We start from the raw sequence: 18,962 nt of genomic DNA on the forward strand, positions 1-18,962 counted from the left end.
TATACTAAAAGGTACAGCCCACTAAAAGCTGGGCGAGAGTAAAGCGTTAATGAAATGTGGCAATATCTGAGGCTGTAGAGCAATAGTAGCTATTACCCCAAAGGCACCACCCCATAAGTGAGCCATATGATTGATATTAGAGCCACCACGCTTGTTGGCATAGATACTGTAAGCGACGTAGGCGACAGCGAATAAAATCGCAGGAATAGGCACGATTGCGAATAAATAAATCATGTCCCAAGGTGCTAGTAAGATAAAGGCGAACAATACTGCTGACACCCCACCTGAGGCGCCTAGGCTTAAGTAACTGGCATTGCCTTTATTTTTAAGATAGCTTGGAATCATCGCCACGACGATAGCCAAAACGTAGAACACTAAAAAACCATATCCTGCTAAAAAAGGCTGATATATGCCTTCAATAGCTCGACCAAAAAAGTATAAAGTGAACATATTAAACAGCAAGTGCATACTGTCCGCATGAATGAAACCGTGAGTGACAAAACGATCCCATTGCCCACTGCTTACTGCTGGTGGATAAAAAATAAGACGATTAAACAAGGCCTTATTTTGCCATGCCAATAAGCTTACGATAACCGTAATAATGATAATAAGGGTGGTATGGTTCAGCAAAGGGAGTTCCTTAGGCAAATACTAATTAATAAAAGGGTCAAAAGGCTACCAGCTAGCATAAAAGGGTATAGCAAAAATCTAACAAGTAGACCTTATCTTAGTGACTTTAAAAATAAATCACAACGATAGCGCAGCGTAATTTACATACACATACAAATTTGTAATGACTAACTACTGCTTGAGTACCAGTGTCTTTATTACTTATCACTCATTACTTATTTATTAAAAGATTGACTTAATAGTTAAATCTTTCCCTGCCTTAACGTAATCTGTCATCAAAGTTTTCACTAGCAAATTAGCTGTTAAAACAGCAGGTGACCATATGTGAATACTTAGCGATATGGATAGCTTCTGTAATCTCAGCGGTTATGTTAGCTAGCCAAAAGCTATCTATAGCCTATTAGTTCTATAATTACTATCAGTTACTACTATTGATTACTATTATTAGCTAAAAAACCTAAAGCATAAATAGAAAGTGAGGCCAATAAGTCTATCTTATATAAGTCTTTATTCAATACGCTAGCAGTCGATAAAAATATGAATCCTAACCAGTAATAATTATTCAATAGTCACTGATACCTGCATTATTAATCAGTTTTTATTATTTCTTTACTATATTGTCCCATCTATATTCTGAGATAAAGAGTTAATTATTATCAATTATGGCTTATAGATTAGCAATTTAATAAGCTGATATTTCATTAATTCTCGTAATAGATAGCGCTATCTGTTTATATTATGTTATCCATTCGTTGCGAATAGGGCTTAGAGTTACGTCTAACGACTGAAAAATTACTTATAGTAGCATTTACACAACATCAGGTTTATTGTAGTTCACAGTTGTCCACAATTATAATGTAGGCATCTATTAGGTCAGCATTTGTATTTGTATTTATTTTTATAAGTAGTTATTTAGTAGATGGTTCTTTATCTAACGAGTTTGATTGTTAGAAGTGGTTGTTGATTGAATTGTGCGCATCTTCTTATAATAAGTAACTAATAAGTAGTGCTACCAATTATTATAATCCTACTGTTTATTGAATTTTAAAAGATAATATCAGACGTAAGTCATTATTTTTTTATAAAATCGATTACGTTATGGATAAATATTTTAGGTATAGTGATGAGGTAGAACCGTAGTCAATAAACAATTCTACTAGGCAGCAATTTCATGGTTTTGATGTTTTAAGAAAAGTACCAATGATTTAAAAGGTTGTTGGTAGACAATTATAACTTGAGGAAATATATTATGGATATTATTAGTCATTTAACACGCACGGTCACTCCAGCAGTACTAGGTGGTGATGATAACCCTGCTAAAAAGAACTTGCTTGAACAGTTCTATGCTGTTTTTGCCGCGCGTCTAGCAGACACAGACACTTATGGTCGCTTCGCTAACGAAAATATCGCTCGTGATGACCAAGGGTTTTATGATCGCGTATGGACAGAGGGTAGTCATCGTGATCAGATATCAAGTGAGTTATCAGCTGCGCACAATGTTGACGCTACTGCTTCACGTGGTTTAATCGCTATGGCAGCTCCTTTGGCTTATCACGAGATCAAAAGCTTGGCAGGTACTACGCCAGTACCGCAGTTCTTAAATGACAATTTATCCAGCTATCAGCATCATATTCCTGCTTGGGCTAGTGCGGTTATCCCTGCTGGCATGTTAGTTGCCGCTCCTGCTGGCAAACGTATTTCTGATACTACCAGTATGGCGCCACTAGTACGTGAAGAAGAAGAAAAATCAGGCAGCTTTATGAAGGCATTATTGCCTATCATAGGTCTGATTATTTTGGCTGCTTTGGCTTGGGCCTTGTTACGTGGTTGCCAAGAAAACCCAGAGCCTGTAGGAACGCCTGTAGTCACTGAAGAGCAAGTAGCAGATAATGGTCAAGTCGCCGTTGCTGCCGATGTAGAGCCTGCTTCATTACGTATCGCTACTGGCGAAACGAGCAGCACTTTATATGCTTGTAGTATGACTGTTGGTGATGATGCGCTACAAGGTACTGTAATGAGTGCGATGAGCGGTGCCTTTGGTACAGAAGCTGATAAGTGTCGTGCTGATGTCGATAATAACTTTGCTATAGATATGCCAGCAGCCCCACAGCTTGCTGCTATCTTAGCGGTTATTAAAGATGTTCCTAACGCTAGTATGGTTATTAAAGGCGATAAAATCTTAGTAAACTCATCTGATGAGACTGTGCTAGCTAAACTAGTTAGTGACTTACAAGCTGTTGCCCCTGCTATGACAGTAGAAGCAGAAGGTCCATTAGATCTACAAGGCGAAATTGATGGTGGTTTAGCTGCCGCTGATGCCGCTATGGGTAGACTTGGCGAAAACCCAGATCCACGTGATGTTGCTCGTGCCTTAAGCTTACAAGTTATCAACTTTGAACTTGATGAAGCGCTTATTCCAGAAGCCAACAAGCCTTTCCTTGACCGCGCTGCTGCCCTTATTAAATCAGTACCGGATATGGCATTAACTATTGTTGGTAATACTGATAGCTTAGCTTCAGATGCTTATAATTTAGATTTGTCACGTCAACGTGCAGAAGCTGTAAAAGATTACTTAGTGTCTAAAGGTGTCGATGCTAGTAAGTTATCTACTAAAGGCGCAGGTGAATCTAACCCTATCGCTGATAACTCAACGGACCAAGGTCGTTTCCGTAACCGTCGTATTGAGTTTACAGTATATGATGAGTCAGCAATGGGTAAAGAAGAAGTAGTTACTGCTGGTACTAGTACCAATACTGCTACTAAAGGTACGGCTACTATGCCAGATCCTGATTTGAATCCACTTGATAGCAACAATGATGATTTGCTACCAGATAGTGATGATCCAACTCAAGGTACTGCTTTAGATCCAAAGAAACCATAAGGTTAAAATATAACCCTGTTTAATTTTAACTAGTAAATGATTAAAGTTTCTCAGACTGTAGTAACCCTAAAACAAAAACCGCGTCTTTAATGGACGCGGTTTTTTTGGTTTTATCTATGACTTTGCAACCCGCTATCGATGTTGCATGCTATAGCTAACTAGCTATTATTTATAGTTAGTAGGATCTAGTAATTCGCTGACTTTATCTGATAGCTGCTCAGCCATTGACGGAGCAAAAAAAGCCGTTGAGACCGCAAGTCTTGCTTGTTGCCAGTGTTGAAACTGCTGACAAGTTTCTTCAAGATTGCCTTGCCATTGCGGAACCTTACCTCGCATGGTTTTAACTCGATTTTGATTAGGATAAGGCAGCTCTTGAGCTGCTTCAGCTGCTTCATGAGCCGCTACTCTATCATTACAAACTAAGGCGATATCACAACCCGCTTCAATCGCTGCTCGTACTCGTGCACTGACATCACCTGCAGCCTGAGCGCCTTGCATTGACAAGTCGTCGGAGAAAATTACACCATCGAACTGTAGCTGCTGACGTAGAATATCTTGTAACCAAACTTTAGAGAACCCAGCAGACTTAGCGTCGATCTGCGAGAAAATAACATGGGCTGGCATCACCGCATCAAGCCAAGGAAGGGTCTGTATAAAGGCTTGAATATCAGTCGCCATGATCTCATCAAAGCTACGCTCATCAATAGCTTCTGCAACATGCGAATCTGGCGCAATGGCGCCATGACCAGGAAAATGCTTGCCAGTAGTTGCCATACCAGCGGCTTTCATACCTTGCATCAGCTGAGTACCTAGAGCCACAATTATTTGCGGATCTTGGTGAAAACTGCGATCGCCAATCACTTGACTGATACCATCTCTGTCGAGCACAGGGGCAAAGCTGATATCGATACCTACTGCCAATACTTCAGCCGCCATTAAATAACCACAATCATAAGCTAAGCTTAAAGCGCGGCTCGGATCTTGATCAAATAACTTACCCAGCTGACCCATAGCAGGCAGCTTAGTAAAGCCTTCGCGTAAGCGTGCTACACGACCTCCTTCTTGATCAACTCCTATTAATATATCAGGGTTGTGATGGCGAATATCGTCACATAAATGGCGTACCTGCAAAGGCTCCTTTACGTTACGACCAAACAAAATTACGCCACCAACTTGGGCTTGCTTGATTAAGCTGATATCCTCAACTGTAAGTACTGTGCTATCAATATCAATCATTAATATGCCGTACATTGTCCATTCTCCAAAGTGCTATAGTTAAGTCAAAATTTATGGTTAGTTGTAGTTTACCGCGTTTACTATTATCGCTTGCTGATTAACTATAGCCTCTATTATAAGGCTAACTGCGCTAAAGTCTAACTAGCTGATATTATGTTATCGTTGGCATGCATTAATAGCTTTAATAAACAGTCCTGATAAGTAGCCCATTAAAATAACGGTTATATTAGGCTTATCCAGCTATCTTTAGACAGAGTGCTAGATTAGCAACAGTGCGAGGATAAACATAAAAGAAAGTTTGGTATAGCTAAGGACAGAGTGTAAGATTGTTTATACAGTTTGAGACAATTTGTCTTTAATTCGCATGCTACTATCAATTTTTCAACTAGATTTTTAGCTCAGTTTAAGTGGTTTTCAATGGCAGTTAAATCATTTGTTATCTAGCTTTGCACTATTTATAATTGATCAATCCTTAGACTATTAGCTTGTTAATTAACACCGATATTCAATAGCCCCAATAATAATTAGTTTCCAACTTAATACCACTATTCAAAACAACTAGGTAGATATGATGAAAAAACAACCCGCACAGTGGTTACTAAGCGCCGCTTCAGTTGGTCTCGCTGGTGTGATCTTGAGCCAAAGCTATGGCACGGCACTAGCAGACACTAATACAGAAGGCTTTGTAGGCACTCCAGAGCAAAAGCTCACTACTCGCCAGGTTGCCGCCTTACTTGATAGAAGCCATTATTTAAATCAGCCACTTGATACAAAGATGGGTAGTGAAATTTTGGCGATGTACATTGATAGCTTAGATCCTAATCATACTTTGTTTTTGCAGTCTGACGTCGATGAGTTCACCAAAAAGTATGGTAGCGAGTTTGGCAATCGTCTCAAACGTGGTGATCTATCAGCCGGTGTCGATGTATTTGAGCGTTATCGCAAACGCTCAAATGAGTATTTCGAGATGGCGACAAAAATGCTCAAGACTAAAATAAAACTAACGGGAAACGAGACTATAGTACTGGATCGGGAAAAGCTCCCCCATTTCACTACTAAAAAAGCCCAACGCGATTATTGGGAGCAGCAATTAAAGTTCCAGCTTATGAGCATTACTTTAGGTCAAGAGGACGAAAAGGCTAAAGAAAAAGTATTCCTAAGTAATCCTGATATTACGCGTGGACAAGATCTAGTACGTGATGATCAGCGTACGCCAAGTGAGATATTGATGAATCGTTTTTCGCGTCAGCAAGCACAAATGACGCGTCTTAACGATGACGAAATCATGGAAACCGTACTAAATACTGCCATGCTTACTTATGATCCGCACAGCAACTATTATGCCCCTGTTCAAGCTAATGAATTACAAATCCAATCCAGCTTACAGCTAGAAGGTATCGGGGTCTCTATCCGCCCTGATCGCAAAAACCCAGACTATACTCGTATTGTGACTTTAGTCGATGGGGGGCCAGCGGCTAAAAGTGGTCAAATCAAGCCTAATGACTTGATCATCGGTATTGCTAAAGACGGCAAAACTATGACCGACGTAGTAGGTTGGTCAACGCGTGAGATCGTCGGCCTTATTCGTGGTAAACGTGGCACTTCAGTGACACTAAAGGTACGTCAGCCCAATACTCCTGACGCCGCTGCTCGTACTATATCTGTAGTACGCGACATTATTCAGCAAGAAGAATCCGGTGTTACTCATCGAGTAGTAGAAGTCCAGCGTCCTAATATTGACGCTACTCCTAAACGCATAGGGGTGTTAGAGATACCTAGCTTTTATCTGAACTATCGTGCACGTCGTAATGGTGAAGACTATCGTAGTGTCAGCATCGATACCGAAAAAGCCTTAACAGAGCTTAATAAACAAAATATAGATGGGTTAGTCGTTGATCTACGTAATAACCCTGGCGGCTCATTAGATGAAGTGGCTAAAATGTTAGGGCTATTCGTCAAGAGTGGGCCACTAGTACAGATTCGTGATAACCGAGGTAATATCCAAGTCTATCGTGATGATGATGGTGGCAAGCAGCTGTATGATGGCAAAATGGTGGTGATAACCAACTTAGCCTCAGCTTCTGCTAGTGAGATTTTTGCTGCTGCTATCCAAGACTATGGCCGTGGATTGGTAGTAGGTAGCACAACTACTGGTAAAGGTTCAGCACAAATCCAGCTGGATACTTTGGCATTGGGTTCGGCGACTTTGACTCAGCGTAAATTCTATCGAATCACTGGTGGTAGTACGCAGAATAAAGGTGTGGTACCTGATATCAAACTAGTCAATATTTATGATGATGCGACTTTTGGTGAACGTGCTCAGAAAAAAGCTTTACCTTGGGATACTATAAAAACAGCGCCTTATAAGCCTGAAGCTAAGTTTAGTAACAGTACTTTAGCCACGCTTAATCAGCAGTCAAAGATTCGTCAGCAGCAAGATCCGCAGTTTGTCTATCTGTCAACACTCAACGATATTCGTAATATGGATGATGAGAAAAAACCTATAGATCTGGATATTAATAAGCGCCGTGCCAAAATGCAGCTGATCGAAAACCGTACTTTAGCCGCTGAAAATAAGCGTTTACAGGCTACTGGTGAAAAGCAATACTCTAACTGGAATACTTATCAAGCTGCTATGGATGCTAAGTTCGAAGAACTTAGTCAATTGAAAGAGAGTGAACGTCCCAAGCTACCAGAAAGTGAGGTGTTTGTTAATGAAGCGGCTTACTTGATGCTGAATGCTGAATCATCAGTACTAGCTAGTCCTGAGCAAAAACTATAATGGTAGACTAGTCATTAAATTTGCCACTGAAATAGGCGCTAAAATTGTCGTTAGGTCGATGTAAGCATATGCTTACGTCTAATGACGTTTTAGCGACTTACTGACTTTGAGCTAATCTGCGATTATGGACTCACAGCACAATTTAATGATATTGTTTATCGATACTGTTTTAGGATACTAGGGATTGGTATTTTCTCACAGCGTATAAATTGATCTAGGGATGGATTGCTGGTTATGGATGATAAAGCTGAATGACTGTTGGTTAGTGGGTACTTCGGGATTAAGTATTAACTAACGCTAGTAAAAATAGTTAGACAACTGTTGTAAATTGACAGTTAAGTGAGTAATAGAGACCGTATAGCGATTATCGTTATACGGTTTTGTTGCGTCTGGCGGCTAATTAATTTTTAGGGTTTAATAATGCCACTGAATAGTAGGTTATGGCTTTGAGATAGCTCGTTAAGGACGGTTATAGCTTGTTGCTGTAGAGGTTACAGGCATAGAATTATTATTAATCTAGCAAATAGCTCTTATTCAATAATTACCATTAAATCACTCCTAGTAAATAACTGCTATTTATTAAATAACGATAATCAGCCACAAAAAAGCCAGTAACTATTGCTACTGGCTTTTTTAGATTTAGACTATCAACCTGTTTAAATCTATAGATAGATCTTTGACAGAGTTATTGGCTAAATATTTCGCTAATCAATCAATTGAGATCAGTGCTCAACGCCACCAGCACCATGAGTATGGCCGTGGTTTAGTTCGTCTTCAGTAGCTGCACGTACTTCTTGGATTTCAACATCAAAAGTCAAACGCTTACCAGCTAGTGGATGGTTAGCATCTACAGTAACTTCTTTGTCATTAACGTCAGTAACAGTAACTAGCATTACTTGACCGCCAGCTTCTGACTGAAACTGCATACCAGGCTGAATGTCTTCTACGCCTTGGAAATTGTCGCGAGGTACTTTTTGTACCGCTAGTTCTTGATATTCGCCGTAGCCATCAACAGGCTCAACGACTGCATTGACTCTTTCGCCAGCAGATTTACCTTCGAGTTGTTGCTCAAGGCCTGGAATGATGTTGCTATGGCCATGCAAATAAGCTAAAGGTTGACCTTCTGGAGACTGGTCAAGCACGTTGCCTTCGTCATCTTTTAAAGTATAGTTAAATTTGACAGCAGTATCTTTTGTGATAGTAGTCATAAATTATCCTAAATATATTATAAAAATTAAATTCGGTTGCAATAAACCTGAAAAAGCCAATCTTTACGCTATAAAGCCAAAATATCAGTCGATTATAAGCAGTTTATTAAAGTAACTGTGACAGTTAGCCTCTTTAATTGAGATGGTGTTAATAACTTTCAAGGTAAAAACAATAAAAAAAACTAATTATATAATATATCAGCTGTTTTTAAGCTAATTATTATCCCAAATACTCATTACTCACGGTTTAGCCGTTGCGTTTTTTGCTAATGACTTTTACCATAAAGGTAAATATTACTATAAGTATAGACTATGACTACTATATCCAAAACCCCTAATGATCAAGCAAATAAAACAGTAGTAGACAGTGATAATACTACTGCCATCAACTACTGTATCAATTTTGAGCGCTTTAATGAGCATCTAGTGGATGTCACCTTAAACTTTACTGCGCTTGTTGATGCGCCGCAATTATGGTTGCCAGCGTGGATTCCAGGCAGTTACCTGATACGTGAGTTTGCCCGTCATATTACCGCCGTTCACTATAAGGTGTTAAATACTGATACTGATACTGATACTGATACTGATACTGATACTGAGGCTAATATTAATAATGCGCCTAATAAATTGTATCGTGGTCAAAAAATAGACAAAAATACTTGGCAGCTACCAGCGGTAAAAGCAGGGCAAAGGTTGAGCGTATATTATGAAGTCTATTGTTATGACTTATCTGTACGTACAGCTTATGTCGATCAGCAGCGTTTATATGGCAATTTTACCTCCTTAGCATTAGCTGTTGAGGGGCAAGAGCAGTCGCCAGTACAAGTCAATCTATTAGTGCCAGCTGCCTTTTTGGCGGATAAAAATCAGGCTGACGTTGAGTTGGCTTGTGGACTTGATGCTAGCCATGTGCAAAGCCTTAATCAACAGGGTGCCAACCAACAAGGTTATGGTTTACAAGCAGACAGTTATTATCAGCTGATTGATCATCCGTTTGAGATTGCCAGCCAACAGTTCTTTGATTTTATTATTCAAGATGATAATAATCAGGCTTTAAGCCATCGCTTCTATCTCTCAGGTAAGCATAGTGCCAATATGGTCCGATTACAGCAAGATATCACCCAAATATGCCAAACCTATCTTAATTGGCTAGGGGATGCGCCTTTTAATGATTATACTTTTATGACTTATGCCAGCGGTCAAGATTATGGTGGTTTAGAGCATATCAACTCTACTAGCCTCATTACCCCGCGCCGTGATCTGCCTAGTAGCAATGAGCCTGTAATGCCGAGTTCTGATTACCAGCGCTTTTTAGGCTTGTGTAGCCATGAGTATTTTCATTCTTGGTGGGTGAAGACAGTAAGTCCAGACGTGATGATCGATGTTAATTTGCGCCGTGAAGTATTTACCCCGTTACTTTGGGTGTTCGAAGGTTTTACCTCTTATATTGATGACTTTATGCTACAAGCATCAGCTGTTATCGATAAATCCAGCTATCTTACCTTGTTAGCTGAGCAGATCAGTCGTTATTATCAAACTCCTGGACGGGCCCAACAAAGCGTAGCAGAGTCGAGCTTTGATGCTTGGATCAAGCTCTATCGTAGCGATGAGAACACTGCTAATGCTGGTATTAGTTACTATAATAAAGGCGCATTAGTAGCCTTATGCCTAGACTTGAGCTTACTAGAAAAAAGCGCTGGTCAGTATCGTCTATTCGATGTGGTAAAAGCCTTTTATGGACAAGCTAAGCAACAGGGCAGCCAACGCGTTGGTATTAGTAGCGCTGATATGGGGCAAGTTATCAGTCAATTTATGCCACAAGCGGACTGGGAGGACTTTGAGGGCCGTTATATCAATGGGGTAGAAGAGTTACCTATCGAACGCCTGCTAAGCGCGAATGGGATCAAAATTCAAGTGGACTCTAAAGACAGTGCCGATAAAAAAATGCCTTGGGGTATGAGCTGTACGGAGACTGCTGCTGGGTTAAAAGTTAATCGAGTACAACGTAGTAGCGCAGCTGCGCTGGCAGGTATCTCTGCTAATGACGTGATTATCGCCCTCGATGGTATAAAAGCCGATAATAAGCAGCTATTCGCTTTAGCAGTGGCTAATAATGACCATGCCATTGGCTGTCATCTATTCCGCCGCGATGAGCTGCTATGCGTCACGGTATTACCCGCTGTACAACGGGATAGGCAAGACAGCTTGCAAGAAGTATTGGCCGCACCCTCTATACATAAAGTAAGTTTGCGTTTCGATAATGATGTTAATAGCACTAGAGATAATGTTGACCCTAAGCAAGCCCCTGCCTGGCAAAATTGGCTAGAAGTCCTATCAACAGCAAAAAGTTAAAATAATACTTTATAAATAAAACACTTAGAGTTAAACATCATGGTCTAACTCTAAGTTAATAACTAAATAAGCGTCGAGCGTGTTGCTAAGACAAGGGCTCCTAAAGTTGCAGCTGTCCAAGCAACTTAAGCGGCAGGCTTAGTCTTAGTAGCTGGTACAGTCTTTTTAATAGCCTCTGCGACTGCTGTGCTTTCGGCACTATTTAAGTCATTATTAGATACTGTTTCAATGCTTGGATGCATAGCAATCCATTGTTGCAGCATTTTTTTAGTAGGCTGCTGCTCGTCAATAATAGCTCTAGCTAATGCCAGCATATCTTCATCTGTACCATATTTCATCTCAATCATCGCCATATCAGCAGCGCCAACATAATGCGCAAGCATACTGCGAGCAAATGCTAGATCAGCTATTGGGTCTGTGCTAGCTAACATCATCTGGTCATACATCGGCTGCGTGCTATCCTTATAATCCTGCTGTACAAATGCAGTTTCAAGCTTAGGCTTAGCCGCGTCTAGATGGCTGGCCAGCCATTTGTTAATAATGGCCATCTCAGCTTGCTGCTCATCGCCAATTCGTTGAGCAAGCTCCTGCATACTAGCATCATCACCATACTTTAATTCGATAGTGACTAAGTCGAGTGCACCACGATGATGGCCAAGCATAGCTTTAGCAAAGGTAGCGTCTGGATCGTTATAGCCCATACCAATCTTCATCTCATCATACATTCTAGTTAGCGACTTAGTGTAGTCCTTACCCATATCAGTCAGCGGTGCTTGATCCGCCACCATATCACTCGCTGATATATTGTTATCAGTATAAGCTTCAGTACTAGCCTCAGTAGCAGTTGTCGCTTCATCTGTAGAGATTGATGGTTTGACTGGTTCAGCTGCCGTGGCCTCAGTAGTTTCTACCGAGCTAGTGGTTGGTTGACAAGCGCTGACTACAAGTGTTGCACAAGTACTAATAGCAACTAGAGCAAGACGATAACGACTAATCATGAGCGGTCCTTAACTTAAACTGGCGATATAATAGATTGGTAGAGCATAGGGCTACACTATAAAAAACCATATCATAAATACTAACAGAGTAACCTTACTGGTTCGAGACTCCAAGTTGCCAATGTATTAATAATAATGAGTTCAGCGGCTATAACTGAGTTCAGCGGCTATAACAGCATAGCAGACGTTGCTTTATCTCATTTAGGCCCTCAAGTTCAGTCACTGCTGTCATAACTAGAGCTTATAGCGGTTAGACCTTAATCGTTAATAGCTAATTGCTTATAATGCTCAGGGCTTAGCTCAATACGTAACTGTTCACCTACCGCAAGGTCTCCTAGCTCAAAACCTGCTACTGACCAGCGAATTAAACGTAGACAAGGCAGTCCAACTTGGGCAGTCATACGTCGAACTTGGCGATTTTTACCTTCATAAATGGTCAGCATCAACCATGAAGTAGGGATGTTTTTGCGTTCTCGGATAGGAGGATCACGTTGCCAAAGCTTGATTGGTAACTCAGCCTCATTAACTAGCACGGCTTTGGCAGGTAAGGTCTTCCCGTCTTTTAATAACACCCCTTTTGTTAATGCTAGCAGCTGCAATGGTGTCGCTAGCCCTTCAACTTGTACTAGATAAGTCTTACCTTGTTTGGTAGTAGAGCGAGCAAATTTATTGGTTTTTGGTGGCTGGGTAATGGCTTTATTCACCCGCCCATCATCAGTCAGTATCAATAAACCCTCTGAGGTAGCATCGAGTCTACCGGCTATGCGCAGTGATTTATCGTTAAAGTACTCAGATAAAGTCGTATGATCATTATTACTATCATCACGAAACTGGCTCTGTACCCCATAAGGTTTGTTAAACAACACGATGCTAGAGGTCGACATAAGACAGAGGTTCCTAAATAAACGAAGCAAAATTAAATAAAAATCAGACAAGTGAACGCCATGTTAGCAATCTTTACAGCAAAAAACACCCCAATAGTCTTAGACCATTGAGGTGCTTTACTTATAAGCCTAAATAGCGTCAAGCAATAAAGCCGCCTAAGCGCAATTATCTAAGCACAATAAGCCCATAAAAGTTATAAAGATGCCAAAGCTTCGTTAAATAACTTACTAGGACGCATTACTTGCTCGGCTAGTTTTTCATCAGCAAGGTAGTAGCCATGGATATCTACTGGTTTGCCTTGAGCTTCATTTAGCTCTTTAATAATCGCCGCTTCATTATCAGCGAGTTTTTGTGCTAATGGCGCAAACTGTGCTGCAAGCTCACTGTCTTTATCTTGCGCTGCAAGCTCTTGTGCCCAGTACATAGCCAAATAGAAGTGACTACCACGGTTATCTAACTCACCCGTTTTGCGTGAAGGTGATTTGTCATTTAATAATAGCTCTTCTGTAGCCTTATCAAGAGTATCGGCTAATATCTTAGCTTTAGCATTATTATCGTTCTCTGCTAAGTGCTCCAAAGATACCGTCAAAGCCAAGAACTCTCCTAATGAATCCCAACGTAAATGGTTTTCTTCAACCAATTGCTGGACATGCTTAGGAGCTGAACCACCAGCGCCGGTTTCAAACAAACCGCCGCCTTTCATTAGTGGTACTACTGACAGCATTTTTGCACTAGTGCCTAACTCTAGAATTGGGAATAAGTCAGTGAGGTAATCACGTAAGATATTACCAGTAGCAGAGATGGTATCAAGACCACGAGCAACGCGCTCCAAGGTATAGCGCATCGCACGAACTTGTGACATGATTTCGATGTGCAAGCCTTTAGTATCGTGATCTTTTAGATACATGTTGACCTTTTTGATCAGCTCGTTTTCGTGTGGGCGATACGGGTCTAACCAAAAGATGACTGGTGTATTAGATTCGCGCGCGCGACGTACGGCCAGCTTGACCCAATCTTGGATAGGCTCATCTTTTACCTGACACATGCGCCAGATATCGCCTTTCTCAACACGCTGCTCAAGTAAAACTTCATTGGTTTCTTCGTCAACAATACGCGCAATACCATCATCGCTTGCTTCAAAAGTCTTGTCATGCGAGCCGTATTCTTCGGCTTTTTGTGCCATTAGACCGACGTTAGGCACTGTACCCATAGTCGTTGGATCAAAGTTACCATGCCATTTACAGAAGTTGATCATTTCTTGATAAATACGAGCGAAGGTAGACTCAGGCATAACCGCTTTACAATCATAGGGCTTACCATCAGCACCCCACATTTTACCGCCGTTACGAATCATAGCAGGCATAGAAGCATCTACGATGATGTCACTTGGTGAATGGAAGTTAGTGATTCCCTTTGAAGAATCAACCATCGCCAAACGTGGACGGTGTACTTGGCAAGCATGTAAGTCGCGCTCAATCTCTTCACGTGTTGATGCGGGTAATTTTGAGATTTTGTCGTATAGATCTGCCATGCCGTTATTAACATTGATGCCTAACTCATCAAAGAAAGCACCATGTTTGTTAAAGGCATCTTTATAATAAGTTTTAACCGCATGACCAAAGACGATAGGATGCGATACTTTCATCATCGTGGCTTTTACGTGCAAGGAGAATAAAATACCTGCTTCACGGCAGTCTTCCATTTCACGCTCATAGAATTCAAGCAATGCCTTTTTGCTCATGAACATAAGGTCGATGACTTCTTTATCAAGCAAAGCGATGCCTGTTTTGAAGACATTAACCGTACCATCGTCGGCTAAGCGTTCCATACGCACGGTACGGGCTTTATCTAATGTGATAGATTGCTCACCTGCATAAAAGTCGCCGCTGTGCATGTGTGATACATGAGTTTGTGACCATTGCTTCCATTCACCCATTGAATGCGGATGCTTACGAGCATAGTTTTTAACCGCTTTGGGTGCACGGCGGTCTGAGTTACCTTCACGCAGTACAGGGTTCACTGAGCTGCCTAGGCTTTTGCCATAACGTTGACGCAGCTGTTGTTCTTCCTCTGTTTTTGGATCATCTGGGAAATTGGGTATAGCGTAACCTTTGCTTTGCAACTCTTTTATACAAGCTTTGAGCTGCTGAACCGAAGCACTGATATTAGGCAGTTTAATAATATTAGTATTAGGGTCTTGGGTTAAGCGACCTAGTTCCGCTAGATTGTCAGGGACACGCTGTTGTTCAGTTAAATACTCTGGAAATTCAGCCAACACTCGCGCGGCAACTGAGATATCAGTAGTTTCAACAGCAATCCCTGCTGTATGAGTAAAAGCCTTTACTATAGGTAAAAAGGATAGGGTTGCCAGCGCTGGGGCTTCGTCGGTTTTTGTATAAATAATTTTTGACATTGTTGTAGGTCATCCCTTTAGGTTGTCGTTAACGATAGAGCGTGTCTAATAGCTCAAAATAAAGCAAACCCTGTGCAGAGCTGCCAGTAGCTTGCAACACTATTTCAGACAAGACGCCCATTAAAGATAATATAAGTGGTTTAGTCTATTAGCCAATTAATGAGTCCATTAGCTAGTTATTGGGCTAAACCCTTATTTGTGAACAGCTAAGAGTAATATTAGTATCAGTGCCACTAGTATATAACAATGGTAAGACAGTTTATTATTATTACCGAATCAAAGATATCTATAAAGCAAGTTCCTACAGTAGGACAGACCTCAATAATTGTCAATTGAAGCTGTTAATTTTGACAATAAAAAACACCTCAACAGTCTTAGACTGTTGAGGTGTTGCTAGGATAAAGACTTTGACTATCCTAAGGCCAGCTTAGTTTTCCTGCAACGTTTTCAGTTGTAAAAAAACCAATCCAGCTTAGTGTGCCTGTAGCTCAGTCATTATTTAACTGCGATTGCCATTAAGTAATGACAAACATGCAATTACAAAGAAGCAATAGTCTCATTTAATAGCTTACTTGGACGCATCACGTCAGTGGCTAGTTTTTCATCGAAGAAATAATAACCATCGATATTGACAGCTTTGCCTTGAATGTCATTTAACTCTTTGACAATAGCGTCTTCATTATCAGCCAGTTTTTGTGCCAAAGGTGCAAACTTCTCTTTTAGCTCAGCGTCATCGTTTTGCGCGGCCAGCTCTTGCGCCCAGTACATAGCTAGATAGAAGTGGCTACCACGGTTATCCAACTCACCCGTTTTGCGTGATGGTGATTTATTGTTCAATAACAGTTTTTCTGTTGCCATATCTAAGGTATCGGCCAATATCTGCGCTTTTGCATTATCTTCATGAGTAGCTAGATGCTCTAAAGATACTGCTAGAGCTAAGAACTCACCTAGTGAATCCCAACGTAGATGGTTTTCTTCTACTAGTTGCTCAACGTGCTTAGGAGCTGAACCACCAGCACCAGTTTCAAACAGACCACCACCATTCATAAGGGGCACGATTGATAACATTTTGGCACTAGTTCCTAACTCTAAAATTGGGAACAGATCGGTTAGGTAATCGCGCAATACGTTACCCGTTACTGAGATAGTGTCTTTACCGTCTTTTAGGCGCTCTAAAGTGAAACGAGTAGCTTCACGTACAGGCATGATACGAATATCTAAGTCGCTAGTGTCGTAATCCTTTAGATAGTGTTCAACTTTTTTGATCAATTCTGCGTGATGTGGACGCTTTTTATCTAACCAAAAGATAGTTGGTATCTTGCTAGCACGAGCACGAGTCACAGCTAATTTAACCCAGTCTTCAATCGGCGCATCTTTGACTTGATTCATACGCCAAATGTCTTCGGCTTCTACTTTATGCTCAGTTAAGACTTTATCATTACTATCGATAACTTGTACTTTACCAGCAGAAGGTATTAAGAAAGTTTTATCATGTGAGCCATATTCTTCAGCTTTTTGCGCCATCAAGCCAACGTTAGGGACTGAACCCATAGTCGTGGGATCAAACGCACCGAATTCTTTATGGAATTTGATAGTTTCATCATAGATGCAAGAGTAGCTGCTATCTGGGATAACGGCTTTAGTATCATGCAGCTTATTATCAGCGCCCCACATTTTACCAGAACTACGAATCATCGCTGGCATTGAAGCGTCGACGATCACATCGCTTGGTACGTGTAGGTTAGTGATGCCTTTGTCTGAATTGACCATGGCAAGATCTGGGTTGCTTTCATAGATGCTCTGAATATCAGCTTCGATCTCTTTACGTTTTGCTTCTGGTAGCTCTTGTATCTTAGCTAGCAGATTGCTAAAGCCATTGTTAACGTTGACGTCTAGCGCTGCAAAAGTATCGGCATGCTTAGCAAATAACTCTTTGAAATAAACTTTTACTGCTTCACCAAAGATAATAGGATCAGAAACTTTCATCATCGTGGCTTTTAGATGCAACGAGAACAATATGCCAGATTTTTTAGCGTCTTCTACTTGTTCTTCAAAGAACTCAACTAAAGCTTTATGGCTTAAGATAGCGGCGTCGATTAGTTCACCTTTTAGTAGGGGAGCTGGCGACTTTAACTCAGTAACGGTGCCGTCATCAGCAGTATGGACGATACGGTAATCAGTGGCTTCAGCAAGAGTTACTGATTGTTCAGTATCAGCAAAATCACCATGGCTCATAGTAGAAACGTGAGACTGAGAATCGGCACTCCATGCGCCCATTGAATGCGGATGGCTTCTTGCAAATGCTTTAACCGCTTTTGGTGCACGTCTATCAGAGTTACCTTCACGCAAAACTGGGTTGATAGCACTGCCTTTGATTTTGTCATAACGCACGCGTGCATCTTTTTCTACGTCTGTTTCTGGGTGATCAGGATAATCAGGTAGATCATAGCCTTTATCTTGCAACTCTTTAATCGCCGCTTTAAGCTGCGGAATTGAAGCGCTGATGTTAGGCAATTTGATGATGTTTGCTCTAGGTTGTTTTACCAATTCACTCAAAGCTACGAATGCGCTAGGAATGCGTTGCTCTTCAGGTAAAAACTCTGAGAATAAAGCAATGATGCGACCCGCTAGAGAGATATCAGCGGTTTCAATAGTAATGCCAGCGGTGTTAGTAAAAGCCTTTACGATAGGCAAGAATGATAAGGTTGCGAGCGCTGGAGCTTCGTCAGTTTTTGTATAAATGATTTTTGACATTGTAGTATGACATTCCTTTAGGTTGTGGTTGATAAGGCTCAAATTTAATTTAATAGTGGTACATAGCCCTATAAAATAATGGACTGGGCGATTGGATCAAATACACTGCAGGTAGTTTGCGGAAGGCGTTCAAGTTTGCGTAGCTTTTTTTGTTGACTGGTCTTTAATTTACGGGCGTGAACGCTCTGAAAACGTTCATTAACCTAAGCCGTTTTGATGATGTAATCTGTACGGACTGAAAGAGAGAGACTAACTATAGTTAGCCTGCTATAAATCAATTAGGATGTTGAATGCGATGTCAACCTTGCATGTTGAACTTAGAATACTATTCTCGCTCGTATCCGCGGTATCTGAATTATATTAGACTATTAAAAGCATTATTCTACCAGTGATTAGTATAAATTACATCATTTGCGTGCAAGCAGCATTGATATAGCTTGTATCCTTAACCGCAAATTACTTAGTGGTTGGCTGTTTTTAGCCAGTAGACAGTAGTAGTTTAAGGATCAAAAGTATCGGCAGTTTTAATGACAGCATTACCATCTAAATGGTTATCGCTCTGCATTCGATCATCGATGCTATTACGTTTAATCTTATCAGGATTGGTTTGCGCAGCGAGGTTATTGCCTAAGGCTGACTTGTCACTGATCTGTTGACTATTGCAGGCAATTAAAAGCGTCAGACAGCTAATGATCAGTATAGCGCCAGCTTTCTGGTAACCGCAAAAGATAGATTCTATAGAGAAATAAGCATAGTATTCTCCTAAGGGGTATTGAGTATAATAAATCAATGTCCAGCTTAAGCTTGCCTATAATTTGCCTAA

At 40.8% G+C, this 18,962-nt stretch carries 11 protein-coding genes; 3 read left to right on the forward strand and 8 right to left on the reverse strand.

From position 1 onward, the window contains the following. Positions 1-21 precede the first annotated feature (21 nt). Positions 22-630: a rhomboid family intramembrane serine protease gene (locus tag JMY09_RS01330; protein WP_201621775.1), complete on the reverse strand. Its 609-nt coding sequence runs from the start codon at positions 628-630 to the stop codon at positions 22-24. Between the two features lie 1,249 nt (positions 631-1,879). Here JMY09_RS01330 and JMY09_RS01335 point away from each other — a divergent pair. Further along, positions 1,880-3,511: an OmpA family protein gene (locus JMY09_RS01335; protein ID WP_201621776.1), complete on the forward strand. Its 1,632-nt coding sequence runs from the start codon at positions 1,880-1,882 to the stop codon at positions 3,509-3,511. A gap of 165 nt (positions 3,512-3,676) precedes the next feature. On the opposite strand, the gene nagZ is transcribed toward JMY09_RS01335, so the two are convergent. Beyond that, positions 3,677-4,762, reverse strand: coding sequence for a beta-N-acetylhexosaminidase (nagZ, locus tag JMY09_RS01340; RefSeq protein WP_201621777.1), 1,086 nt, complete (start codon positions 4,760-4,762; stop codon positions 3,677-3,679). Between the two features lie 556 nt (positions 4,763-5,318). Between nagZ and JMY09_RS01345 the strand changes: the two genes are divergently transcribed. Continuing rightward, positions 5,319-7,529 carry a carboxy terminal-processing peptidase gene (locus JMY09_RS01345; RefSeq protein WP_201621778.1) on the forward strand — a complete coding sequence of 737 codons (2,211 nt, stop codon included), beginning with the start codon at positions 5,319-5,321 and terminating at the stop codon, positions 7,527-7,529. Positions 7,530-8,251: 722 nt separating this feature from the next. Here JMY09_RS01345 and JMY09_RS01350 read toward each other — a convergent pair. After that, positions 8,252-8,737 carry an FKBP-type peptidyl-prolyl cis-trans isomerase gene (locus JMY09_RS01350; RefSeq protein WP_201621779.1) on the reverse strand — a complete coding sequence of 162 codons (486 nt, stop codon included), beginning with the start codon at positions 8,735-8,737 and terminating at the stop codon, positions 8,252-8,254. A 312-nt stretch (positions 8,738-9,049) separates the two neighbouring features. Here JMY09_RS01350 and JMY09_RS01355 point away from each other — a divergent pair, with 312 nt between their 5' ends. Next, positions 9,050-11,089, forward strand: a complete 2,040-nt coding sequence (locus JMY09_RS01355; protein ID WP_201621780.1) for a M61 family metallopeptidase — start codon at positions 9,050-9,052, stop codon at positions 11,087-11,089. A 125-nt stretch (positions 11,090-11,214) separates the two neighbouring features. Here the strand turns inward: JMY09_RS01355 and JMY09_RS01360 are convergent, their stop codons facing one another. The 5 genes from JMY09_RS01360 to JMY09_RS01380 form a co-directional block, all read right to left on the reverse strand. Then, positions 11,215-12,087 carry a DUF305 domain-containing protein gene (locus JMY09_RS01360; protein ID WP_201621781.1) on the reverse strand — a complete coding sequence of 291 codons (873 nt, stop codon included), beginning with the start codon at positions 12,085-12,087 and terminating at the stop codon, positions 11,215-11,217. A 257-nt stretch (positions 12,088-12,344) separates the two neighbouring features. Continuing rightward, complete coding sequence (locus JMY09_RS01365) at positions 12,345-12,971, reverse strand: pseudouridine synthase (RefSeq protein WP_201621782.1); 627 nt, start codon at positions 12,969-12,971, stop codon at positions 12,345-12,347. 194 nt (positions 12,972-13,165) lie between these two features. Continuing rightward, entirely contained in the window at positions 13,166-15,385 is a 2,220-nt protein-coding gene (locus JMY09_RS01370; RefSeq protein ID WP_201621783.1) for an NADP-dependent isocitrate dehydrogenase, read from the reverse strand. Positions 15,386-15,922: 537 nt separating this feature from the next. Next, entirely contained in the window at positions 15,923-18,139 is a 2,217-nt protein-coding gene (locus JMY09_RS01375) for an NADP-dependent isocitrate dehydrogenase (protein ID WP_201621784.1), read from the reverse strand. Positions 18,140-18,638: 499 nt separating this feature from the next. Then, entirely contained in the window at positions 18,639-18,929 is a 291-nt protein-coding gene (locus JMY09_RS01380) for a hypothetical protein (protein ID WP_201621785.1), read from the reverse strand. Between the last annotated feature and the right edge of the window lie 33 nt (positions 18,930-18,962).

The sequence above is a fragment of the Psychrobacter urativorans genome (assembly GCF_904846695.1).
In the GTDB taxonomy this organism is placed as follows: domain Bacteria; phylum Pseudomonadota; class Gammaproteobacteria; order Pseudomonadales; family Moraxellaceae; genus Psychrobacter; species Psychrobacter urativorans.

Excerpts from the sequence above, each read along its gene's own strand:
- JMY09_RS01355 (WP_201621780.1), top strand. The coding sequence starts at position 9,050 with ATGACTACTATATCCAAAACCCCTAATGATCAAGCAAATAAAACAGTA.
- JMY09_RS01375 (WP_201621784.1), bottom strand. The coding sequence starts at position 18,139 with ATGTCAAAAATCATTTATACAAAAACTGACGAAGCTCCAGCGCTCGCA.
- JMY09_RS01345 (WP_201621778.1), top strand. The coding sequence starts at position 5,319 with ATGAAAAAACAACCCGCACAGTGGTTACTAAGCGCCGCTTCAGTTGGT.
- JMY09_RS01365 (WP_201621782.1), bottom strand. The coding sequence starts at position 12,971 with ATGTCGACCTCTAGCATCGTGTTGTTTAACAAACCTTATGGGGTACAG.
- JMY09_RS01370 (WP_201621783.1), bottom strand. The coding sequence starts at position 15,385 with ATGTCAAAAATTATTTATACAAAAACCGACGAAGCCCCAGCGCTGGCA.
- nagZ (WP_201621777.1), bottom strand. The coding sequence starts at position 4,762 with ATGTACGGCATATTAATGATTGATATTGATAGCACAGTACTTACAGTT.
- JMY09_RS01335 (WP_201621776.1), top strand. The coding sequence starts at position 1,880 with ATGGATATTATTAGTCATTTAACACGCACGGTCACTCCAGCAGTACTA.
- JMY09_RS01350 (WP_201621779.1), bottom strand. The coding sequence starts at position 8,737 with ATGACTACTATCACAAAAGATACTGCTGTCAAATTTAACTATACTTTA.
- JMY09_RS01360 (WP_201621781.1), bottom strand. The coding sequence starts at position 12,087 with ATGATTAGTCGTTATCGTCTTGCTCTAGTTGCTATTAGTACTTGTGCA.